Origin of the sequence: Roseateles sp., from assembly GCF_965262435.1 — a bacterium.
In the GTDB taxonomy this organism is placed as follows: domain Bacteria; phylum Pseudomonadota; class Gammaproteobacteria; order Burkholderiales; family Burkholderiaceae_C; genus Paucibacter_A.
The window spans coordinates 27,601-49,693 of the sequence record NZ_OZ253537.1; the positions used below are offsets into that span (position 1 = coordinate 27,601).

16 protein-coding genes and 1 pseudogene are annotated in these 22,093 nt (G+C 63.4%); 6 read left to right on the plus strand and 11 right to left on the minus strand.

From position 1 onward, the window contains the following. From ACQY39_RS00140 to ACQY39_RS00150, 3 genes are read right to left on the minus strand one after another with little or no spacing between them, the layout of a single operon-like run. Entirely contained in the window at positions 1-327 is a 327-nt protein-coding gene (locus ACQY39_RS00140; protein ID WP_428502910.1) for a (2Fe-2S) ferredoxin domain-containing protein, read from the minus strand. Positions 328-378: 51 nt separating this feature from the next. Continuing rightward, the gene (locus ACQY39_RS00145; RefSeq protein WP_428502911.1) at positions 379-1,482 is read right to left on the minus strand and encodes a VanZ family protein; all 1,104 of its coding nucleotides are present in this window, start codon (positions 1,480-1,482) and stop codon (positions 379-381) included. Between the two features lie 18 nt (positions 1,483-1,500). Continuing rightward, entirely contained in the window at positions 1,501-1,923 is a 423-nt protein-coding gene (locus tag ACQY39_RS00150) for a CopD family protein (RefSeq protein WP_263520877.1), read from the minus strand. Between the two features lie 341 nt (positions 1,924-2,264). Here ACQY39_RS00150 and hemB point away from each other — a divergent pair, with 341 nt between their 5' ends. Further along, the gene (gene hemB, locus ACQY39_RS00155; protein WP_428502912.1) at positions 2,265-3,278 is read left to right on the plus strand and encodes a porphobilinogen synthase; all 1,014 of its coding nucleotides are present in this window, start codon (positions 2,265-2,267) and stop codon (positions 3,276-3,278) included. Between the two features lie 8 nt (positions 3,279-3,286). Further along, a complete protein-coding gene (locus tag ACQY39_RS00160) occupies positions 3,287-4,387 on the plus strand; it encodes a magnesium transporter CorA family protein (protein ID WP_428502913.1) in 1,101 nt (366 codons plus the stop codon). A gap of 9 nt (positions 4,388-4,396) precedes the next feature. Here ACQY39_RS00160 and ybeY read toward each other — a convergent pair whose 3' ends face one another. Both ybeY and ACQY39_RS00170 read right to left on the minus strand, forming a co-directional pair. Beyond that, a complete protein-coding gene (ybeY, locus tag ACQY39_RS00165) occupies positions 4,397-4,843 on the minus strand; it encodes an rRNA maturation RNase YbeY (protein WP_428502914.1) in 447 nt (148 codons plus the stop codon). Then, complete coding sequence (locus ACQY39_RS00170) at positions 4,840-5,856, minus strand: PhoH family protein (protein ID WP_428502915.1); 1,017 nt, start codon at positions 5,854-5,856, stop codon at positions 4,840-4,842. The genes ybeY and ACQY39_RS00170 overlap by 4 nt, the downstream gene beginning before the upstream one ends. A gap of 897 nt (positions 5,857-6,753) precedes the next feature. Between ACQY39_RS00170 and ACQY39_RS00175 the strand changes: the two are divergent. From ACQY39_RS00175 to ruvB, 4 genes and pseudogenes are all read left to right on the plus strand, one after another. Further along, positions 6,754-7,431: pseudogene (locus tag ACQY39_RS00175) on the plus strand (sensor histidine kinase); the annotation flags it as partial. A gap of 142 nt (positions 7,432-7,573) precedes the next feature. Continuing rightward, positions 7,574-8,227: a response regulator gene (locus tag ACQY39_RS00180; RefSeq protein WP_102769750.1), complete on the plus strand. Its 654-nt coding sequence runs from the start codon at positions 7,574-7,576 to the stop codon at positions 8,225-8,227. A 34-nt stretch (positions 8,228-8,261) separates the two neighbouring features. After that, the gene (gene ruvA, locus ACQY39_RS00185; protein WP_263520894.1) at positions 8,262-8,834 is read left to right on the plus strand and encodes a Holliday junction branch migration protein RuvA; all 573 of its coding nucleotides are present in this window, start codon (positions 8,262-8,264) and stop codon (positions 8,832-8,834) included. A gap of 34 nt (positions 8,835-8,868) precedes the next feature. Continuing rightward, entirely contained in the window at positions 8,869-9,927 is a 1,059-nt protein-coding gene (gene ruvB / locus ACQY39_RS00190; RefSeq protein ID WP_263520896.1) for a Holliday junction branch migration DNA helicase RuvB, read from the plus strand. A 772-nt stretch (positions 9,928-10,699) separates the two neighbouring features. Here the strand turns inward: ruvB and rpoC are convergent. The 6 genes from rpoC to rplK form a co-directional block, all read right to left on the minus strand. Then, on the minus strand, positions 10,700-14,920 hold the full coding sequence (rpoC, locus tag ACQY39_RS00195; RefSeq protein WP_428502916.1) for a DNA-directed RNA polymerase subunit beta': 4,221 nt from the start codon (positions 14,918-14,920) through the stop codon (positions 10,700-10,702). Positions 14,921-15,022: 102 nt separating this feature from the next. Next, positions 15,023-19,144 carry a DNA-directed RNA polymerase subunit beta gene (rpoB, locus tag ACQY39_RS00200; RefSeq protein WP_263520899.1) on the minus strand — a complete coding sequence of 1,374 codons (4,122 nt, stop codon included), beginning with the start codon at positions 19,142-19,144 and terminating at the stop codon, positions 15,023-15,025. A 424-nt stretch (positions 19,145-19,568) separates the two neighbouring features. Beyond that, positions 19,569-19,946 carry a 50S ribosomal protein L7/L12 gene (gene rplL / locus ACQY39_RS00205; protein ID WP_263520900.1) on the minus strand — a complete coding sequence of 126 codons (378 nt, stop codon included), beginning with the start codon at positions 19,944-19,946 and terminating at the stop codon, positions 19,569-19,571. A gap of 46 nt (positions 19,947-19,992) precedes the next feature. Next, positions 19,993-20,532: a 50S ribosomal protein L10 gene (gene rplJ / locus ACQY39_RS00210; RefSeq protein ID WP_428502917.1), complete on the minus strand. Its 540-nt coding sequence runs from the start codon at positions 20,530-20,532 to the stop codon at positions 19,993-19,995. Between the two features lie 388 nt (positions 20,533-20,920). Further along, the gene (rplA, locus tag ACQY39_RS00215) at positions 20,921-21,628 is read right to left on the minus strand and encodes a 50S ribosomal protein L1 (protein ID WP_263520904.1); all 708 of its coding nucleotides are present in this window, start codon (positions 21,626-21,628) and stop codon (positions 20,921-20,923) included. Position 21,629: 1 nt separating this feature from the next. Further along, complete coding sequence (gene rplK, locus ACQY39_RS00220; protein ID WP_263520905.1) at positions 21,630-22,061, minus strand: 50S ribosomal protein L11; 432 nt, start codon at positions 22,059-22,061, stop codon at positions 21,630-21,632. Positions 22,062-22,093 lie beyond the last annotated feature (32 nt).

Genomic DNA, 22,093 nt, shown 5'->3' on the forward strand with positions numbered 1-22,093 from the left:
TCAGCGGCCGACGTTGTCGGGCAGCACCAAGCGCTCGACCACTTCGCCGCCTTTGAGGTGCTTGTCGACGATCTCGTCGATGTCGCTCTGATCGACGTAGGTGTACCAGACCGCCTCGGGGTAGACCACGGCCACCGGGCCACCGGCGCAGCGATCCAGGCAACCGGCCTTGTTGACGCGCACGCCGCCCTGGCCGCCCAGGCCCAGATCGCGCACACGCGCCTTGCAGTGGTCGAAGCCTGCCTGCGCGCCGTGCTGAGCACAGCTGTTGTCACCGTTTTCGCGGTGGTTCAGGCAGAAGAAGATGTGGCGCTCGAAATAGCTCATGTCGCCATTGTAGGGAGCCAGGACAAGAAGCCCTGGGGTTCACCCTTTGTTTCAAGACTCGCGGCGGGCGATCACGCGCAGCAACCAGGCCAGGGCCGCAAACGGCCAGACCCATCCCAGCCATTGGGCCAGGCCGTACATATTGATGAAGCGGCCCAGTTCCCAGGTTTGCAGGCGCTCTTCGAGGTAGGGGTCGGTCGGCGCCTGGCTGACCAAGGCGATCAGGCTGCTCAACACGATCAGGCCCAGGGCCGCATTGACCCGGCGCGGCAAGGCACTGGCCGCCATGCCCAACAGCGCTCCAACCAGCAAGCCCGGCCCACTGGCCAGGGTCAACCAGGACCAGGCATGTTGTGGGCCGAAATTGAGGCCCGTGGAGATGGCCGTACCCAGGGCGCCCAGGCCCAAGGCGCCGAGTGCCAGCGCCAGCCGGCGCTTGCCCGGTCGCGCCACCGACAGCGCCACCAGGGTAGGCGCCAACAAGCCCAGGGCGATTGCAATCGCCTCCAGGCCAGGCGGCAGCGCGCGCACGGCGCTCTCGTTCAACTCGTCACCCCACTGCAAGGCCCAGGGGGTGCCAGCCAGCAAATCGACCGCCGCCACCTGCAGGCGCGGCAACCACTGGCCCAGACCCAGTGGCACCGGCGCAGGAAACAGCAAGCCCAAGGGCCAGAGCGCCAGCAGCGCCAACGCGCCGGCGCTGTGCGGCTGAAACCAGTAATCGCGCACATCCCCCCAACGCCGCAGACCGCCCAAGCGGTAGATCAACCAGGCCAGAAACAGCCCCAACCAAGCGCCGGCACCGTTCAGCAAAAAGTCGCCCAAGGCTGGCACCCGGTTGGGCAGGAAGTACTGCAAGGTCTCCAGGCCGTAGGACAGCAAAGGCCCGGCCACAGCGGTCACCAAAACGCCGGCGCGCAAGCTCCAGCCGCTGCGCATGGCGGCGGCAAAACACAAGAATCCGAGGGGCAGATAACCCAGCAGATTCGCCTGCAGGTCAAACCAGCTGAAATAGGGCGACCAGGGCAGGCGGAGCATGCCGCGCAAGTCCAGCCCGGGCGGCCACATCCAGGGGCCAAAGGGATAGAGGCTGGCGTAGACGATCAGCGCCAGATAGGCCAGCAGCAGCCAGGATGCAGAGCTTTGGCGGCGCATCGCTAGCGGGCCCGTGGGTCAGAAGGGCTTAACGACCACCAGGACGACGATGGCAATGAACATCAGCACGGCCGACTCGTTGAAGACACGGAACCAGCGGTGACTGCGGCGGTTGGCCGACTGCTCAAAACTGCGCAGGATGGACTTGCAGGCATGGTGATAGCCGATCACGCCAAGCACCAGCAACAGCTTGGTGTGCATCCAACCCTGGTTGAAACCGCTGAAATTCAGCGCCCACATCCAGCCGCCCAAAAGCAGGGCCGGGATCATCAGCAAGGTGGCAAACCGGTAGAGCTTGCGTGCCATCAAGAGCAGGCGCTCGCGCTCGGCATGGCTGTCGGCCGGCACCATGGCCAGGTTGACGAAGATGCGTGGCAGGTAAAAGAGACCGGCGAACCAGCTGGCCACGAAGACGATGTGAAAGGCTTTGATCCAGAGCATCGCCGCATTATGCGTGGCGGCTTGACGCGCGCGAGGAACCGCCAGAAGCGGTCGATTTCGCCGCGCGCAGACAAAAAAAAGCCCCGGCCATGAAGCCGGGGCGAGAAAGCCTTATCGCTGTCATCACGCTAAGGCTCCTGCTCAGGGAGGAAAAGCAGGGAACGACCACCTTGCGGCTATCATTCAAAGTGAATTTTAACATAAGCGTCATCCGGAGGTGCATCAGGGAAGTCGCGTAGATTGCGCAGTCCCTCACGCCGGCCCGAGCCTCCGCGCTGCGTGAGCCTAAAGCCAGCCCCAGCCTCCCGTTCATTACAACCTTGCCTCGCCCGGAGTTCCCTGTGTCCCTGCCCGCCCCCTACCCCGCCAGCCGCCCCCGCCGCCTGCGCCGCGATGCCTTCACCCGGGCCCTGGTGCGCGAGCACCATGTGCGTGCCAGCGACCTGATCCTGCCGGTGTTTGTGCATGAGGGTGAGAACCGGATGGAGCCGGTGGCCTCCATGCCCGGCGTGGCGCGCCTGAGCCTGGACCGCCTGCTCGACGTGGCGCGCGAATGCGTGGACCTGGGCATTCCGGTGCTGGCGCTCTTCCCGGTGATCGACGCCTCGCTGAAGACGCCCGACGGCCGCGAAGCCACCAACCCCGACGGCCTGGTGCCGCGCGTGGTGCGGGCGCTGAAGGAGCAGGTGCCGGAGCTGGGCGTACTGACCGATGTGGCCCTGGACCCCTTCACCAGCCACGGCCAGGACGGCGTGCTGGACGAACGCGGCTACATCCTCAATGACCCGACGGTCGAGATCCTGGCCCAGCAAGCCCTGGTGCAGGCCGCCGCCGGCGTGGACATCGTGGCGCCCAGCGACATGATGGACGGCCGCATCGGTGCCATCCGCACGGCGCTGGAAGCCCACGGCCACATCCACACCCGCATCATGGCCTACAGCGCCAAGTACGCGAGCGCCTTCTACGGCCCCTTCCGCGACGCGGTCGGTTCGGCAGCCAATCTCGGCAAGGCCGACAAAAAGACCTACCAGATGGACCCGGGCAACAGCGACGAGGCCTTGCGCGAGGTCGGCCTCGATCTGGCCGAGGGTGCCGATATGGTGATGGTCAAGCCCGGCATGCCTTACCTCGACATCGTGCGGCGTGTGAAGGACGAGTTCCGCGTGCCCACCTTCGCCTACCAGGTCAGCGGCGAGTACGCCATGATCAAGGCCGCTGCCGCCAACGGTTGGCTGGACCACGACGCGGTGATGATGGAATCCCTGCTGGCCTTCAAGCGCGCCGGCGCTGATGGCGTGCTGACGTATTTCGCGCTGGAAGCCGCCCGCCTGCTCAAGCACGCGAAAGCTGGCTGACCCCAGGCATGCGCCTGTTCCACATCCACGGCGACCAGTTCACCGAGCTGAACCAACTGCCGGCCGACTTGCCCAGCGATGGCTTCCTCTGGCTGGGCTATGGCCGGCGCGAGTTCGAACTGCAGCTGGGCGAGATCCAGCAAGGCCTGCAGCGCTGGGGCTGCGGTCAGGTGGTGGACCTGCATGTCTCCGACCTGCTCAACAACCAGCTGCCCTCGCATTTCGACTACACCAGCTGGTACGACCTGTTGGTGTTCCGGCGCCTGGCCGCTGCGCCGGGCCATGAGCACCTGCTGGCCGACCCCGAGCACGGCACGCTGCACAGCACCCATGAGGCGCTCAAGGCCATCGACACCAGCCCGGTGGGCTTTGCGGTCTTCGACCGGGTACTGCTGACCGTGCACCCGACCGACTGTCTGGTGCGCGACTACTTCGCCAGCAAGATGGGCGCCCTGGCTGAAGGCCGCGATCTGCGCGGCAGTGCCCGCCTGCCCAACAGCCCGGCCGAACTGATGCTGCGCATGGTCAACCACATGGTGGACAGCTATTTGGAGCTGCGCCGCCTGCTGACCCGGCAGATGACGGCGCTGCAGCGCACGCTGATGGACGCCAACAGCCATTTCGACGACTGGCCCCTGCTGCTCGAATCACGCGACGCCTTGCATCGGCTGGAGGACACCTGCGAGGATCAGCGCAGCGCCATCCAGGAATGGATCGATGTGCTGGACGATTGGCCTTCGGCCGAGGAGCCCGCGGCGCGGCGCGAGCGCGAGCTGCTGCGGGTGCGTTCACGTGATGTGCATGAGCACATCGAACGGGTACTGGCCCATGTGCGGCGCATGGAGTCATCCAGCGAGTCGGCGGTGCAGATGCACTTCTCGGCCCTGGGCCACCGCACCAACTCCATCATGCGCACGCTGACGGTGCTGACCGCCATCTTCCTGCCGCTGAACCTGATCACCGGCATCTTCGGCATGAACTTCGACGGCCTGCCGCTGATCCACAAGGCGGCCGGCTTCTGGGTCGCCTTCGGCCTGATGCTGGCGGTAGGGCTGGGCCTGGGCCTCTTCTTCTGGCGCAAGCGCTATTTAGGCACGCGCCACGGCTGAAGCGTCGTTTCAGCGTGCCGCGTAAGGGTCGGCAAAGCCCAAGGCCTGCATCAGTTCGCTTTCACGTGCCTCCATGCAGGCAGCCTCGTCATCTTCCTCGTGGTCATAACCCTGAGCATGCAAGGTGCCGTGCACCAGCATGTGGGCGTAATGCGCGGCCAGATCCAGGCCGGCCTCTGTCGCCTCACGCTCCACCACTTCGGCGCAGATGACCAGATCGGCCGTCACCACCGGCTCGTGGCTGTAGTCGAAGGTCAGCACATTGGTCGCGTAGTCCTTGCTACGGAACTCTCGATTGAGCTGCTGCCCCTCTTCGGCGTCGACGATGCGAACGGTGATTTCACCGGGCAGCTCGAGTGCCTTGCGAATCCAGCGCACCACCTTGTGGCGCGGCAGATGCACTTTGTGGCGCGGGTCGGCAAATTGCAGGGACAGACTCAGTTCGGGCAGACTCATGGCTGGGCTTTCTTCGCTTTGGGGCTGAGGTGGCGCGCCTCGTAGGCGTCAACGATGCGCGCGACCAAGGGGTGACGCAGCACATCCGCACTGGTGAACCGGGTCATGGCCACCCCATCCACCTGCGCGAGCACCTGCTCGGCATCGACCAGGCCGCTGCTCACGCCCTTGGGCAGGTCGATCTGGCTGGTGTCGCCGGTGACCACGCAGCGGCTGCCAAAACCAATGCGGGTCAGGAACATCTTCATCTGCTCGGGCGTGGTGTTCTGTGCCTCATCGAGGATGACGAAGGCATGGTTCAAGGTGCGGCCGCGCATGAAGGCCAGGGGCGCCACTTCCAGCTGACCTTTCTCGAAGGCCTTGGTCACCTTGTCAAAGCCCATCAGTTCGTACAAGGCGTCGTAGAGCGGGCGCAGATAGGGGTCGACCTTTTGCGTCAGGTCACCGGGCAGAAAGCCGAGGCGCTCACCGGCTTCAACTGCGGGGCGGGTCAGAACAATGCGCTGCACGGTGCTGCGCTCGAGCGCGTCGACCGCGCAGGCCACGGCGAGAAAGGTCTTGCCCGTGCCGGCCGGGCCCAGGCCCAGGGTGATGTCCTGGTTGAGGATGTTGTGCAGGTACTCATGCTGACGCGGCGTGCGCGCGGCCAGATCGGCACGGCGGGTGCGCAGCACGAGCTCAGTCGCCCGTGCCGGAGGCAGGGCGGCCGCGGACGTCTTGGGCACCGATCGCCGTGCCATACGGGCCGGCCCAAGTTCAGCCGCGGCTTCGGCCAAAGCCATCTGCATGAGCTCGGGGGCCAGAGCCCGGCGGCTGCGCTCGTAGAGGGCGGCCAGGAGCTGCAAGGCCCGCTCGGCGGCCGCCTTCGGCCCCTCGATGCGGAAACGCTCGTTTTGCCGACCGATGCGCACGGCCAGCGCCACCTCGATCTGCCGCAAATGCTCGTCCAGGCTGCCGCACAGATGGGCCAGACGCTTGTTGTCGACCGGGGCGAACTCATGACGAAGGATCACGGCGGCACTTTCTTCTAGGGATTTGGCAATAACAGCATTGTCACCCGGCCTTGTTCACTGCTGCAGCGTCACCGGCCTCCTGCACAATCGACGCCCATGCACAGCTTGTTACAGGAAGACTCGCCACGGAGCGTTTCGCGCCGGATGGCAACCACCGGCCCGATCGCACTGGCCCTCGCGCTCACTGGCGGCGCCGCCCAAGCGGCGGCCAGCCCGCCGCTGGGCGCCCTTCCCCTGGCCGGCCTGGCCGGCATGCTCCTGGTCATGGGGCTGGCTGTGGCCGCCTTCGCTTACCGGCACAGCCATGAGCGCGGTGCCGGCCTGGGGCTTGGTGCCTGGCTGCTCTGCTTGGCGCTGACGGCAGTGCTGACGGTGACCGGCGCGGGCCTGAGCCCCGGCCTGGCGCTGGGCTTGCACCTGAGCCTGGCGGCCTTTGGCACCTGGTGCAGCATCAAATTTCTGCTCCACCGGCCAGTGCCAATGCCGCTGTGGCAAGACCTGGCCCTGTTCGGCCAGTTGCTCTTGCTGCCCGCGCTGGCTGTCGCCCTTCGCAACCATGCCAACCCAAACGCAGCGCTTCTGCTGCACAGCGTGCCCTTGCTGCTGACCTTGGAGTCCTTGCTGGCCCTGACCCTCAGCTGGAAGCGCCGCGCCAGTCTCCATGTCGCCAAGGGCGGCAAGCCCGAGCCATCACCCGGCAGCCGGCGCCCCGAGGCGCGCTTTGCGCCGGCTTTGCTGGCGCTCTGTGGCCTGGGCTTGCTGGCGACCGCCGTCGCGGCCATGCCGGTGGCGCCGGGCCTGAACGGGCTGCAAGACATCAGCGCCTGGCTGGCCTTGCTGCTGCCGGCGGCTTTGCTGGCCATGGGTTTGCAATACCTGCTCGGCTTTGCCCGCGACCGGGTGGAAGCCGAAAAGGAACATGCGCAGTTCGAACAGCGCATGCAGGAGCGGGTCAGCGAGATGGAGCGAAACTTTGGCGTGATCGCCGAGCAACGCCTGGAGCAGGTGACCGAGCGCGAGCGCAAGCGTATCGCGGCCGACCTGCACGATGACCTGGGCGCCAAGCTCCTGACCATCGTGCACACCAGCGAATCGGATCGCATCTCCAGCCTCGCCCGCGAAGCCCTGGAGGAAATGCGGCTGTCGGTGCGCGGCCTGACCGGCAAGCCGGTTCAGCTGCTCGACGCGCTGGGTGACTGGCGTGCCGAGGTGGTGTCGCGCCTGGGCCAGGCCAATATCAATGCCGAATGGAAGTCGCCGTCCGAAGATCTGGTGCACACGCTTCCAGCGCGGGCTTACGTGCAAACCACACGGATCTTCCGCGAGGCGGTCAGCAACATCATCAAGCACAGCGGCGGCACCAACTGCATGATCAGCTGCTCGGTGCAGGACGGTGATTTTGTGGTCGTGATCCAAGACAATGGGCAAGGCATTCCAGCCGAGCTCGACGGCCGCCTGGACCGGGGTCATGGCATGGCCAGCATGAAGTCGCGCGCCAAGCAGATGCAGGGACAATGCTTGGTTGAATCGGGCCCGGGTTGGGGAACCGTGATCCGCCTCACAATCCCGCTCTGAATTCGAGCGTCGGCCGCCATGCCGCCTTCAGTTTCTTTTTTCATTTGTCGAAATTGCCGTATCGCTGGAACCGCTTCCAGACTCTTTGAATGCCACCCAGTAGGCACGCATACCGCGTGACCACGGGACGACCGAGACCGCCATGGACCACATCCTGCTGCTTGAAGACATTCCCGAGATCCGCGCCTGGCTGAAGGCCTTGGTGAAACAAGTGTTCGCCAATGCCCAGATCACCGAGTGCTCGCGCGTGCAAGACGCGCTGGCCTTGGTCAACAGCCAGCGCTTCAACCTGGCACTGCTGGACCTGGGCCTGCCCGACGGATCGGGCGTGGACGTGATCGCTGCCTTGCGTGAGAAGCAGCCTGAGGTGCAGTCGGTCATCGTCACCATCCATGACGATGACGAGCACCTGTTCCCGGCCCTGCAAGCGGGCGCATTCGGCTATCTGCTGAAAGAGCAGTCCCGCGAGCTGCTGGTCGAACAGCTGCAGCGCATGAGCCAGGGAGAGCCGCCGCTCTCACCCTCGATCGCCCGCAAGGTGATCTCGCACTTCGCCAACCAGAAGCGCCCGCAGGCGGCGGCTGTGTTGCACGAAGTCTCGCTGACCGACCGCGAAACCGAGGTGCTGCTGCGCGTGGCCAAGGGCTTCACCTTGCCAGAGATTGGTGTGCAGCTGGGCCTGTCCCGCCACACGATTGCCGACTACGTGAAGCAGATCTACCGCAAGCTCAACGTGTCCTCGCGCGCCGAAGCGGCACTGGAAGCGCAGCGCCTGGGCCTGTTCGGCAGGAACTGAAGCTCAGCCGCCGGGGGCGCACGATAATGCGCCGATGATCGGCAGACTCACAGGCGTCATCGCGGAAAAATCGCCCCCGCAGCTCCTCATTGATGTGCAGGGCGTCGGCTATGAGGTCGACGTGCCCATGAGCACCTTCTACAACCTGCCGGGCCTGGGCGAGCGCGTCGCGCTGCTGACCCATTTCGTCGTGCGCGAGGATGCGCAAATCCTCTACGGATTCCTGAGCAGCGAGGAGCGCGCCACCTTCCGCCAGCTGATCAAGATCAGCGGAGTAGGCCCCAAGATGGCGCTGTCCCTACTGTCCGGCCTCTCGGTCGCGGAGTTGGCGCAGGCGGTCTCGAAGCAGGAAGCCGGCCGCTTGGTCAAGGTACCGGGCATCGGCAAGAAGACCGCCGAGCGCCTGCTGCTGGAACTCAAGGGCAAGCTGGGCCCCGACTTGGCCCTGCCGGCCAGCCTGGTGAACGACAACCAAGGCGACATCCTGCAGGCCCTGGTGGCCCTGGGCTACAGCGAGAAGGAAGCGGCCGCGGCGCTCAAGCTGCTGCCGCCGGACGTGGGCGTCAGCGAGGGCATCAAGCAGGCCCTGAAGTCGCTGTCGCGTTGATGATCTTGATGGCCTGCTGCCGGAGCCTTTTCGCATGAGCATTCAAACCGACGACTTCGCCAGCCAGGTCAGCCGCGTCATCAGCGCCGCACCGGCTTCGCCGCGCGAAGAAGCGATCGAGCGCGCCTTGCGGCCCAAGCTGCTGGACGAGTACGTGGGGCAAGCCAAGGCGCGGGAACAACTCGAGATCTTCATTGGCGCCGCGCGCAAACGCGACGAAGCCCTGGACCATGTGCTGCTGTTCGGGCCGCCGGGTCTGGGCAAGACGACGCTGTCCCACATCATTGCCGCCGAGCTCGGGGTGAACCTGCGCCAGACCTCGGGGCCGGTGCTGGAGAAGCCCAAGGACCTGGCCGCGATCCTGACCAATCTCGAGAAGAACGATGTGCTCTTCATCGACGAGATCCACCGGCTCTCGCCCGTGGTCGAGGAAATCCTCTACCCGGCGCTGGAGGACTACCAGATCGACATCATGATCGGCGAAGGCCCGGCCGCCCGCTCGATCAAACTCGATCTGCAGCCCTTCACCCTGGTCGGTGCCACCACTCGCGCCGGCATGCTGACCAACCCGCTGCGCGACCGCTTCGGCATCGTCGCGCGGCTGGAGTTCTACACCGCCGCCGAGCTGCAGCGCATCGTCACCCGATCGGCCGCCCTGCTGAACAGCCCGATCGACACTGAGGGCGCGCTGGAGATTGCCCGGCGCTCGCGTGGCACGCCGCGTATCGCCAACCGCCTGCTGCGCCGTGTGCGCGACTACGCTGAAGTCAAAGGCGACGGCCGCATCGGCAAGGACATCGCCGACAAAGCCCTGGCCATGCTGGACGTCGACCCGCAGGGCTTTGACCTGATGGACCGCAAGCTGCTCGAAGCCATCGTGCACCGCTTCGACGGTGGCCCGGTCGGCCTCGACAATGTCGCCGCCGCCATTGGCGAAGAAAGCGGAACGATCGAAGACGTGATCGAGCCCTACCTGATCCAGCAAGGCTTTCTCCAACGCACTCCGCGCGGCCGCATTGCCACGCTGGCGGCCTACCGCCACCTCGGTATGACCCCACCGAAAGCACACGGGCAGTTGTTCGGGGACGAGTGAACCCTTTGAATCTCGGAGGCTGCCTCGGCAGGGATGTCGGTTCAAGGCACAAAGCAGCCTTCTTATTCTCCCTCGTGAGGCCCTGCAGTCCGGGCCGCCGCCGGGCTCATGGTTCCGGGGTCGGCCCTGGCGGGCCGACTACCTTGCGCTGCTCGCGCCTCGGGGCTGGCGCATAACTCTCTTCACTCACTGCGTTCGTTCCGTTCAGACAGACGCGCCAAGTCAGCGCTTGAAGCGCGCGGGTACGCGCGCGCCCCGAGGCGCTGCGCTGCTCAGCCCTTCACAAATCGCCCAGCGGCGGCCCGAACTGCAGGGCGCTTGCATCGCGATCGATGTGCCCCTCGACGGTGGAACACGCCACCTTCGGAGGTGGCTCGGCCCGACGACGGGCGATTTGTGCGCGGCCGAGAGCGCAGCGGAGCGGCTCAGGCGCGCATGAAGTGCGCGCTTCAAGCACTGACTCGGCGCCACTGTTTGACCACAGTGAGCGCAGCGAACGGAGGGAGTTTGGCGCCGCTGAGCCGCGCAGTGAGCCCCGAGGGGAGTCGGCTCGCAGAGCCGGCCCGGGCACCATGAGCACGGCGGCGGGCCGAGCCACCGCAGCGAAGAAACCAGGCCATCGAACTTCAGCTCTGTGCCGAATACAGACTCCCACATGCCATCCTGCCGAGCAATGAAAAGGCCGCCCGATCTTGCGATCGGGCGGCCTTTGTTTTGATCCGGAGCCCTTCTAGGCGCTCCGGGATCAAAGGGGCTGGCTTGTGGCCGCTGTTTACTCGGCAGCTGGCTCGGCGCCTGCGTCGACGCTGGCCATCTGCGCAGAAGCCAGTTCCTCGGCTTCTTGCTGAGCAATGGCGCGGCGCTCGGCGTCGTCCATCTTCTCTTTGGCGAAGCGGGCGCGGTGGAAGGCCATGCCGGTACCTGCGGGGATCAGGCGGCCGACGATGACGTTTTCCTTCAGGCCACGCAGCTCGTCGCGCTTGCCCATGATGGCAGCCTCGGTCAGCACGCGGGTCGTTTCCTGGAAGGAAGCGGCCGAGATGAAGGAATCGGTCGACAGCGAAGCCTTGGTGATACCCATCAGCACGTCGGAATAGGTGGCCGGAACCTTGCCTTCCTTGCGCAGACGATCGTTGGTATCGAACAGCTCCGAGCGTTCCACTTGCTCGTTGATGATGTAGCTGGAGTCGCCGGCATTGGTGATCTGCACACGACGCAGCATCTGGCGAACGATCACCTCGATGTGCTTGTCGTTGATCTTCACACCTTGCAAACGGTACACGTCCTGCACTTCGTCAACGATGTAGCGAGCCAGCTCTTCCATGCCCAAGAGGCGCAGGATGTCTTGCGGGTCGGCAGCGCCGTCCACAATCAATTCGCCGCGGTTGACCACCTGGCCTTCGTGCACCAGGATGTTCTTTTCCTTGGGCACCAGCTCTTCGTGCTTCTTGCCATCGGGGTCGGTGATTTCCAGGCGGTTCTTGCCCTTGGTCTCCTTACCGAAAGACACCGTACCGGTCAGCTCGGCCAGCACACCCACATCCTTGGGCGAACGGGCTTCGAACAGCTCGGCCACACGCGGCAGACCGCCGGTAATGTCTCGAGTCTTCTGACCTTCCATCGGGATACGTGCAAGCACTTCACCCGGGGCCAGGTCTTGACCGTCACGCACCTGCACCAGCGAGCCGACCGGGAAGCCGATGGTCACCGAGTGGTCGGTGCCAGGGATCTTCACTTCGTTGCCGTTCGCGTCCAGCAGCTTGACCTGCGGACGCACGACCTTGGCGGCACCGCGACGCTTGGGATCGATCACCACCAGGGTGGACAGACCGGTCACTTCGTCGACCTGCTTGGCCACGGTCACGCCTTCTTCCACATTCTCGAAGCGCGCCTGACCGGCGAACTCGGTGATGATGGGGCGGGTCAGCGGGTCCCAATTGGCCAGGATGGTGCCAGCCTTGATGGCCTGATCCGGCTTGATGCTCAGGATCGCACCGTAAGGTACCTTGTGGCGCTCGCGCTCACGGCCATGTTGGTCGGCAATGATGATTTCGCCGGAACGGGAAATCACCACCAGCTCGCCCTTGCCGTTCGTCACATAGCGCATGGTGGCGTTGAAGCCGATCAAGCCGTCGGACTTGGCGTCCACGCTCGAAGCCACAGCTGCACGCGATGCCGCACCACCGATGTGGAAGGTACGCATGGTCAGCTGGGTACCCGGCTCACCGATGGACTGGGCGGCAATCACGCCAACCGCTTCACCGATATTGACCAGGCCACCGCGGCCCAGATCGCGGCCATAGCACTTGGCGCACAGGCCGAAGCGTGTGGCGCAAGTCAGCGGCGTGCGGACCTTGACCTCGTCGGCGCCGGCAGCTTCCAGCATGTCGAGGTTGTCCTCGTCCAGCATGGTGCCTGCGGCCAGCAGCACGTTCTGAGTCTCGGGGTGCAGCACATCGATGGCGGCCACACGACCCAGAATGCGGTCGCGCAGCGATTCGATCACTTCACCGCCTTCGACCAGGGCGCGCATGGCGATGCCGTTGTCGGTGCCGCAATCGTCCTCGATCACCACCAGATCCTGCGTCACGTCAACCAGACGGCGGGTCAGGTAACCCGAGTTCGCGGTCTTCAGCGCCGTATCCGCCAGGCCCTTACGAGCACCGTGGGTGGAGATGAAGTACTGCAACACGTTCAGGCCTTCGCGGAAGTTCGCGGTAATCGGCGTCTCAATGATGGAGCCATCAGGCTTGGCCATCAGACCCCGCATACCGGAGAGCTGGCGAATCTGAGCGGCAGAACCACGAGCGCCGGAGTCGGCCATCATGTAGATGGAGTTGAACGATTCTTCGTTCACTTCCTTGCCATGACGGTCGATGGTCTTCTGCTTGGACAGCTGGCTCATCATGACCTTACCGACTTCGTCGCCGGTCTTGCCCCAGATGTCCACGACCTTGTTGTAGCGCTCGCCGGCGGTCACCAGACCGGAGACGTATTGCTGCTCGATCTCCTTGACTTCCTTCTCGGCGCGGGCGATCAGCACCGGCTTCTCAGGCGGCACCAGCATGTCGTCAACCGCGATCGAGATACCCGCACGCGTGGCCAGCTTGAAACCGGACTGCAGCAGCTTGTCAGCCAGCACCACGGTTTCCTTCAGACCGCACTTGCGGAAGGAAGTGTTGATCAGGCGCGAGATTTCCTTCTTCTTCAGGGCCTTGTCGATGTTCGAGAACGGCAGGCCCTTGGGCAGGATTTCGCTCAGCAGCGCGCGACCGACGGTCGTGCTCACCAGCTTGGTCTCGGGGATCCACTCGCCCTCGGCCTCGCCCTTGGTGTACTGAACCATGCGGACATTGATCTTGGCCGTGATCTCGACGGCGCCGTTTTCCAGCGCGCGGATCATTTCCGAGATGTCCGAGAACACCATGCCCTCGCCCTTGCCGTTGATGCGTTCGCGGGTCGCGTAGTACAGACCCAGCACCACGTCTTGCGACGGCACGATCGACGGTTCACCGGAAGCCGGGAACAGCACGTTGTTGGAGGCCAGCATCAGGGTGCGGGCTTCCATCTGCGCTTCGATCGACAGCGGCACGTGAACAGCCATCTGGTCACCGTCGAAGTCGGCGTTGAAGGCCGAGCAGACGAGCGGGTGCAGTTGGATGGCCTTGCCTTCAATCAGCACGGGCTCGAAAGCCTGGATGCCCAGACGGTGCAGCGTGGGCGCACGGTTCAGCAGAACCGGGTGCTCCTTGATGACCTCTTCCAGGATGTCCCAGACCACGGGGGTGCCGGATTCGACTTCCTTCTTGGCCGCCTTGATCGTCGTCGCGATGCCCATGGCTTCGAGGCGCGAGAAGATGAAAGGCTTGAACAGTTCCAGGGCCATCAGCTTGGGCAGACCGCACTGGTGCAGCTTCAGAGTCGGGCCCACGGTAATCACCGAACGACCGGAATAGTCGACGCGCTTACCCAGCAAGTTCTGACGGAAACGACCGCTCTTGCCCTTGATCATGTCGGCCAGGGACTTGAGCGCACGCTTGTTGGCGCCAGTCATGGCCTTGCCGCGACGGCCGTTGTCCAGCAGCGAGTCCACGGCTTCCTGCAGCATGCGCTTTTCATTGCGCACGATGATTTCAGGGGCCTTCAACTCGAGCAGGCGAGCGAGACGGTTGTTGCGGTTGATGACGCGGCGATACAGGTCGTTCAGGTCGGAGGTCGCGAAGCGGCCGCCGTCCAACGGCACCAACGGACGCAGGTCCGGCGGCAACACGGGCAGCACTTCCAGCACCATCCAGTTCGGCTTGATGCCCGAACGCTTGAAGGCTTCCATGACCTTGAGGCGCTTGGAATTCTTCTTGACCTTGAGCTCGGAGCCGGTCATGTCGTTGCGCAAGCGATCGATCTCGACGTCGAGATCCATCTCTTCCAGCAACTTCTTGATGCCCTCGGCGCCCATCAGCGCGATGAACTCGTCGCCGAATTCCACGCGCTTCGCGTCGTAGTCGTCCTCGGTCATGATCGCGAATTTCTTCAGCGGGGTCATGCCCGGATCAACGATCACATACGCTTCAAAGTACAGCACGCGTTCGATGTCGCGCAGCGTCATGTCCAGCACCAGACCCAAGCGCGAAGGCAGGGACTTCAGGAACCAGATGTGAGCGCAAGGCGCGGCCAGGTCGATGTGACCCATGCGGTCACGGCGAACCTTGGTCTGGGTGACTTCAACGCCGCACTTCTCGCAGATGACGCCGCGGTGCTTCAGGCGCTTGTACTTGCCGCACAGGCACTCATAGTCCTTGATGGGGCCGAAGATCTTGGCGCAGAACAGGCCGTCACGCTCGGGCTTGAACGTGCGGTAGTTGATCGTCTCAGGTTTCTTCACCTCGCCGAAAGACCACGAGCGAATCTTCTCGGGCGATGCGAGCCCGATCTTGATTGCGTCGAAATGTTCGTCGGGTGTGAACTGCTTGAAAAGGTCCAGCAAGCCTTTCATGCATAACTCCTTGGTTTTTTAGTCGGATACAAAACGTTCAGCTCAAAGGAAGGGGCACAGCCGAGCGCTTCATGCGCCACGGCGGAGACCCCCCGCCCTGCCTTAGTTGCGTTCCAACTCAATATCGATACCGAGCGAACGGATTTCCTTGACCAGCACGTTGAACGATTCCGGCATGCCGGCTTCGATCGTGTGCTCACCCTTGACGATGCTCTCGTAGACCTTGGTCCGGCCGTTCACGTCGTCGGACTTGACCGTCAGCATTTCCTGCAGGATGTAGGAGGCGCCATAAGCTTCCAGCGCCCACACTTCCATCTCACCGAAACGCTGGCCACCGAACTGAGCCTTACCGCCCAGCGGCTGCTGGGTGACCAAGCTGTAGGGGCCGGTCGAACGGGCGTGCATCTTGTCGTCCACCAAGTGGTGCAGCTTCAGCACGTGCATGTAGCCGACGGTGGTCGGGCGCTCGAAGCGCTCGCCGCTGCGGCCGTCCGACAGATAAGCCTGGGTGCGCGTGGCGGTCAGGCCCTTCTTGGCGGCGATGTCATCCGGGTAGGCCAGCTTCAGCATGGCGCGGATTTCATCTTCCTTGGCACCGTCGAACACCGGCGTCGCAAACGGCACGCCATGGCGCAGATTGCTGGCCATCTCGAGGATCTCGTCGTCGCTCAGGTCGTCCAAATGCTCGGCCTTGCCGCCGGACTTGTTGTACAGCTCATCGAAGAACTGACGCAGCTCGGACACGCGGGCGTGTTCCTGCAGCATGTCACCGATGCGCTGGCCAATGCCCTTGCCGGCCCAGCCCAAGTGAACTTCCAGCACCTGACCCACGTTCATCCGCGAGGGCACGCCCAGCGGGTTCAGCACGATGTCAGCCGGCGTACCGTCGGCCATATAGGGCATGTCTTCGATCGGAGCGATCTTGGACACCACACCCTTGTTACCGTGGCGGCCGGCCATCTTGTCGCCAGGCTGCAGGCGGCGCTTGACGGCCAGGTAGACCTTGACCATCTTCAGCACGCCAGCCGGCAATTCGTCGCCTTGCGTGAGCTTCTTGCGCTTTTCTTCAAAGCCCAGGTCGAAGCTGTGACGGGTCTGCTCCAGGGAGTTCTTGATCGACTCCAGCTGGTTGGCGACTTCGTCCTCGGCAGGACGGATGTCGAACCAATGGAACTTGTCGACGCCGGACAGATAGGCCTTGTCGATGACCGTGCCCTTGGCGATCTTCTGCGGGCCGCCGTTGGCCACGCGGCCAATCAGCAGCTTTTCGATACGGTCAAAGGCGTCGGCCTCGACGATGCGCAGCTGGTCGTTCAGGTCCAGGCGGAAGCGCTTCAGTTCATCGTCGATGATCTGCTGAGCGCGCTTGTCACGCTGGATGCCTTCGCGGGTGAAGACCTGCACGTCGATGACGGTGCCCGAGGTGCCTTGGTCGACACGCAGGGACGTGTCCTTCACGTCGGAAGCCTTCTCACCGAAGATGGCGCGCAGCAGCTTCTCTTCCGGAGTCAGCGTGGTCTCGCCCTTCGGCGTGACCTTGCCCACCAGCACGTCGCCGGGGTTCACTTCGGCGCCGACGTAGACGATGCCCGACTCGTCCAGGCGAGCCAGTTGCTGCTCGGACAGGTTGGGGATGTCGCGGGTGATTTCTTCGCTGCCCAGCTTGGTGTCACGCGCGTTGACCACCAGTTCCTCGATGTGGATCGAGGTGTAGCGGTCTTCGGCGATCACGCGTTCGGAGATCAGGATCGAGTCTTCGAAGTTGTAGCCGTTCCAGGGCATGAAGGCGACCAGCATGTTCTGGCCCAGCGCCAGTTCACCGATGTCGGTGGAAGCGCCGTCCGCGATGATGTCTTCAGCAGCCACATGGTCACCGCGCTTGACGATCGGGCGCTGGTGAATGTTGGTGTTCTGGTTGGAACGCTGGTACTTGATCAGGTTGTAGATGTCGACGCCGACTTCACCGGCCACGGTCTCCGCGTCATTGACGCGAATCACGATACGGTTGGTGTCCACGTAGTCCACGATACCGCCGCGGCGAGCTGCCACCACGGTGCCCGAGTCCTTGGCCGCCACGCGCTCGACACCGGTACCCACCAGCGCCTTTTCGGGGCGCAGGATGGGCACGGCTTGACGCTGCATGTTGGCGCCCATCAGTGCGCGGTTCGCATCGTCGTGCTCCAGGAAGGGCACGAGCGAGGCAGCAACCGACACGATCTGGGTCGGGGCCACGTCCATGTACTGGATGCGCTCGGGCGAGGTCAGCACCGATTCACCGTTTTCACGGGCCGAGACCAGCTCGTCGATCAGCGCGCCTTCCTTGCTCAGCGAGGCATTGGCCTGAGCGATGACGTACTTGCCTTCCTCGATGGCGGACAGGTAGTCGATCTGCTTGGTGACCTTGCCTTCGACCACGCGGCGATACGGCGTTTCCAGGAAGCCGTACTCGTTCAACTGAGCGTACAGCGCCAGGGAGTTGATCAGACCGATGTTCGGGCCTTCCGGCGTTTCGATCGGGCAGACGCGGCCGTAATGGGTGGGGTGCACGTCCCGGACTTCGAAGCCGGCACGTTCGCGGGTCAGACCGCCCGGGCCCAGAGCGGAAACACGACGCTTGTGCGTGATTTCCGACAACGGGTTGGTTTGGTCCATGAACTGCGACAGCTGCGAGGCACCGAAGAATTCCTTCAGTGCAGCCGAGATCGGCTTGCTGTTGATCAGGTCATGCGGCATCAGGGCTTCGGTCTCGGCCTGGCCCAGACGTTCCTTGACAGCCTTCTCGATACGAGCCAAGCCCGAGCGGTACTGGTTTTCGGCCAGTTCGCCCACACAACGCACGCGACGGTTGCCCAAGTGGTCGATGTCATCGACTTCGCCACGGCCATTGCGCAGCTCGACCAGGATCTTGACGACGTCCAGGATGTCCTCGTTGGACAGCGTCATCGCGCCTTCGGGCGTGTCGCGGCCAGCACGGGCGTTGAACTTCATCCGGCCCACGCGCGACAGATCGTAGGTGTCGGCGTTGTAGAACAGGCGGTTGAACAGGGCCTCGACCGCGTCTTCCGTCGGCGGCTCGCCGGGGCGCATCATGCGGTAGATGGCGACGCGGGCAGCCAGCTGGTCGACGGTTTCGTCGGTGGCCAGGGTTTGGCTGATGTAGGCGCCTTCGTCCAGTTCATTGGTGAACAGGCACTGCACGTCCTTGATGCCAGCCGAGCGCAGCTTCTTCAGCAGCGCATCGGTCAGCTCGTCATTGGCCTTGGCGATGATCTCGCCGGTGTCGCCGTCGACCATGTTCTTGGCCAGCACGCGGCCGAGCAGGAAGTCTTCGGGCACGGTGACGTGCTGAGTGCCGGATTGCTCCAGCTGGCGGGTGTGGCGCGCAGTGATGCGCTTGTCCTTCTCGACGATGACGGCACCGCTCTTGTCGGTGATGTCAAAGCGAGCGACTTCGCCCTTCAGGCGGTCGGCCACGAACTCCATCTGCGCACCCACGTCCATCAGACGGAAGTTGTCGAAGACGAAGAAGTGGGCCAGGATCTGCTCGGGATTCAGGCCGATGGCCTTGAGCAGGATGGTGACCGGCATCTTGCGGCGGCGGTCGACGCGGAAGAACAAGATGTCCTTGGCGTCGAATTCAAAGTCCAGCCACGAACCGCGGTAAGGAATGATGCGGGCCGAGAACAGCAGCTTGCCGGACGAGTGGGTCTTGCCCTTGTCGTGCTCGAAGAACACGCCGGGCGAGCGGTGCAGCTGCGAAACGATGACACGCTCGGTGCCATTGACGATGAAGGAACCGTAGTCGGTCATCAGGGGCACTTCGCCCATGTAGACCTCTTGTTCCTTGATTTCCTTGACGGTCTTCGCCTGGGGCGATTCACGGTCGTAAATGATCATCTGCAGACGCGCGCGCACGGCGGCTGCATAGGTCAAGCCCCGCTGCTGACACTCACGGGTGTCGAACGGTGGCTTGGCGATGTTGAATTCGAGGAATTTCATTTCCACGAAACCGTTGTGCGAAACAATCGGGAACGCGGAAAGGAAGGCTGCCTGCAGGCCTTCGGCCTTGCGTTTGGCGGGGGGAACGTCCTTTTGCAGGAAGGCCACATAGGCCTCTTTCTGCATGGTGAGCAAATAGGGAACGTTGAGAACGCTCTCGCGCTTGCCGAAGCTCTTGCGAATCCGCTTGCGCTCGGTATAGCTATAGGGGGTTGCTTGCGCCATAAACACTCCGTGTCGAGAGCCCACCCCTGGCCGTGGGACGGGCTTCGTCGGCGACTGGCTTCACGAGCCACATCCAGAACGGATGGCTCGATGCTTGGTGGTTGGCCACTACCAACCGCTGGCGGACAACCCTGGCATTGCACCTGGGCCCGACCAAACCGGATCTCTGCAGTCGGATCAGAGAACACTTGAAAGAACCGCGCATCATACCCCGCGCGAAGCTTTCAACTATTCTCAACAGGACTAACCCCTAAAACAGCAAAAGGGGGAGGTCCGTAGACCTACCCCTTTCAGGCTTTGACCGATGCTTCTTGCTGCTTGCTGGAATCCCCAAGACCTCGTCAGGCGGGACATCAACAAGAGCGCAGAGCCGGTCGCAACCGGGTCAACGGGGGAAGGCTGCAAAGCCCGCCCCCTGAGCCAATTACTTGACTTCGACCTTGGCGCCGGCTTCTTCCAGCTTCTTCTTGGCGGCTTCGGCATCGGCCTTGGCCACGGCTTCCTTGACAGCCTTGGGAGCGCCGTCGACCAGGTCCTTGGCTTCCTTCAGACCCAGACCGGTGATTTCGCGCACGGCCTTGATGACGGACACCTTGTTGGCGCCGGCTTCCAGCAGCACAACGTTGAACTCGGTCTGCTCTTCAGCAGCGGCTGCACCAGCAGCGGCGCCACCAGCGGCCGGAGCGGCCATAGCAGCAGCGGACACGCCGAACTTCTCTTCAATGGCCTTGACCAGGTCATTGAGTTCCAGAACGGTCATGGCGTCCAGGGCGGTGATGAATGCGTCTTTATCGAATGCCATTTGAGGCTCCTAGATTCAGTTAATGGTTGCTTTAACAGCAGATCGTTCAGGCAGCAGGCGCGGCTTCGGCCACTGCTTCGGCTTCGGCCGGAGCAGCTGCACCACCACGTTGCTCGGACACAGCGGCGATGACGCGTGCGAAACGCGACACCGGCGACTGCATGAGACCCAACAGTTGCGCCAGCAGGACTTCCTTGCTGGGGACCGATGCCAGGGCTTTCACGCCGTTAGCATCCAGTGCCTTGCCACCGTAGGCTCCGCCCTTGATGATCAGTTTGTCGTTGGTCTTGGCAAAGTCAGCGATGACTTTGGCCGCGGCCACAGCGTCTTCAGAAAAGCCATAGATCAGCGGGCCGACCATGCTCTCCGAAGCAGCCTCGAACGGGGTACCGGCGACGGCACGACGCGCCAGGGTGTTCTTCAGCACGTGAAGATACACACCCTTGGCACGCGCTTCGACGCGCAGCTTGTTCAAGGCTTCAACGGTGAGGCCACGGTATTCGGCCAACGCCAGGGTCTGCGACTTCGCCGCTTGGGCTGCCACATCCGTAACGACGGCTGCTTTCTCGTTGCGATTGAGACTCAAGGTCTACTCCTCACAAAAACGTGTCCTTTGCCTTGCGGCTCCGGACACACCCGGGTTCAGCGACCTTCTGTCCAGGAAACCCATCCTTCGCCCAGTTCAGAACGAAGAACAAATCAGACCTTTACAGCGGGACCGCCATCTGCGTTGGTTTCCGGCCCGGCTTGCACCTGGCTTTCGATTAAGCCGCGCCACTGAAAAGCGACGCGACACCAACGGTCTTGGATGACCTGAAGCTCGCGCATTTGCGAACACCCGGCCTTTGCGCTTGAGAGCACAAAGGCCTTCGGCGCGCACAAGACAGTCCGCTGGGAACTGTCTTCTGTCGAGCCTCAGCCCACCAATTCATCAGCGCGGCGCCAGACAAGCGCCGCACCTCATTTCTTCAAACTCAGGCCGAAGCTTGAGCGTTGATGCTGGCCACTTCCACGCGGGCGCCAACGCCCATGGTGGAAGAGATCGCGACCTTGCGCAGGTAGACACCCTTGCTGGTGGCCGGCTTGGCCTTGTTCAGGGCTTCGATCAGGGCGCGCAGATTGCCTTCCAGCTTGTCGTTGTCGAACGAACGACGACCCAGCGTGCCGTGAATGATGCCGCCCTTGTCAACGCGGAACTGGACTTGACCAGCCTTGGCGTTCTTGACTGCAGTAGCCACATCAGGAGTGACGGTGCCGACCTTGGGGTTAGGCATCAGGCCACGCGGGCCCAGCACTTGACCCAGGGTACCGACGATACGCATCGTGTCCGGGGACGCGATCACGACGTCGAAAGGCATGTCGCCAGCCTTGATACGCTCGGCCAGGTCTTCCATGCCGACCACGTCAGCACCGGCAGCCTTGGCTTCTTCAGCCTTGGCACCTTGTGCGAACACAGCCACGCGCTTGGTCTTGCCCAGGCCGTGAGGCATCACGACCGCGCCGCGAACGACTTGGTCAGACTTCTTGGCATCCACGCCCAGTTGCACGGCCACGTCGATGGACTCGTCAAACTTGGCGGTGGCCAGGCTCTTCACCAGGGCCAGCGCTTCGCTCAGCGGATACAGCTTGGTGGTTTCGACCTTGCCTTGCAGGGCCTTTTGGCGTTTAGTCAGCTTTGCCATCTCAAACACCCTCCACCAGCACGCCCATCGAGCGAGCGGAACCAGCAATCGTACGAACGGCAGCGTCCAGATCAGCAGCGGTCAAATCCTTGACCTTGATCTTGGCGATTTCTTCCAACTGGGCGCGGGTCAGCTTGCCGACCTTTTCCAGATGGGGCTTTGCCGAACCCTTGTCCAGCTTGACAGCCTTCTTGATCAGGGCAGTCGCCGGGGGCGACTTGATCACGAAGGTGAAGCTCTTGTCTGCGAAGGCGGTGATGACCACCGGCAACTTCATACCCGGCTCGTGGCCTTGGGTCTGAGCGTTGAACGCCTTGCAGAACTCCATGATGTTCAGACCGCGCTGACCCAGCGCCGGACCGACCGGAGGCGAAGGATTAGCCTTGCCTGCCGCAACTTGCAGCTTGATAAAGCCGACAATTTTCTTGGCCATGATTTCTCCTGACAGAGCCGCAGCGGCCGCGC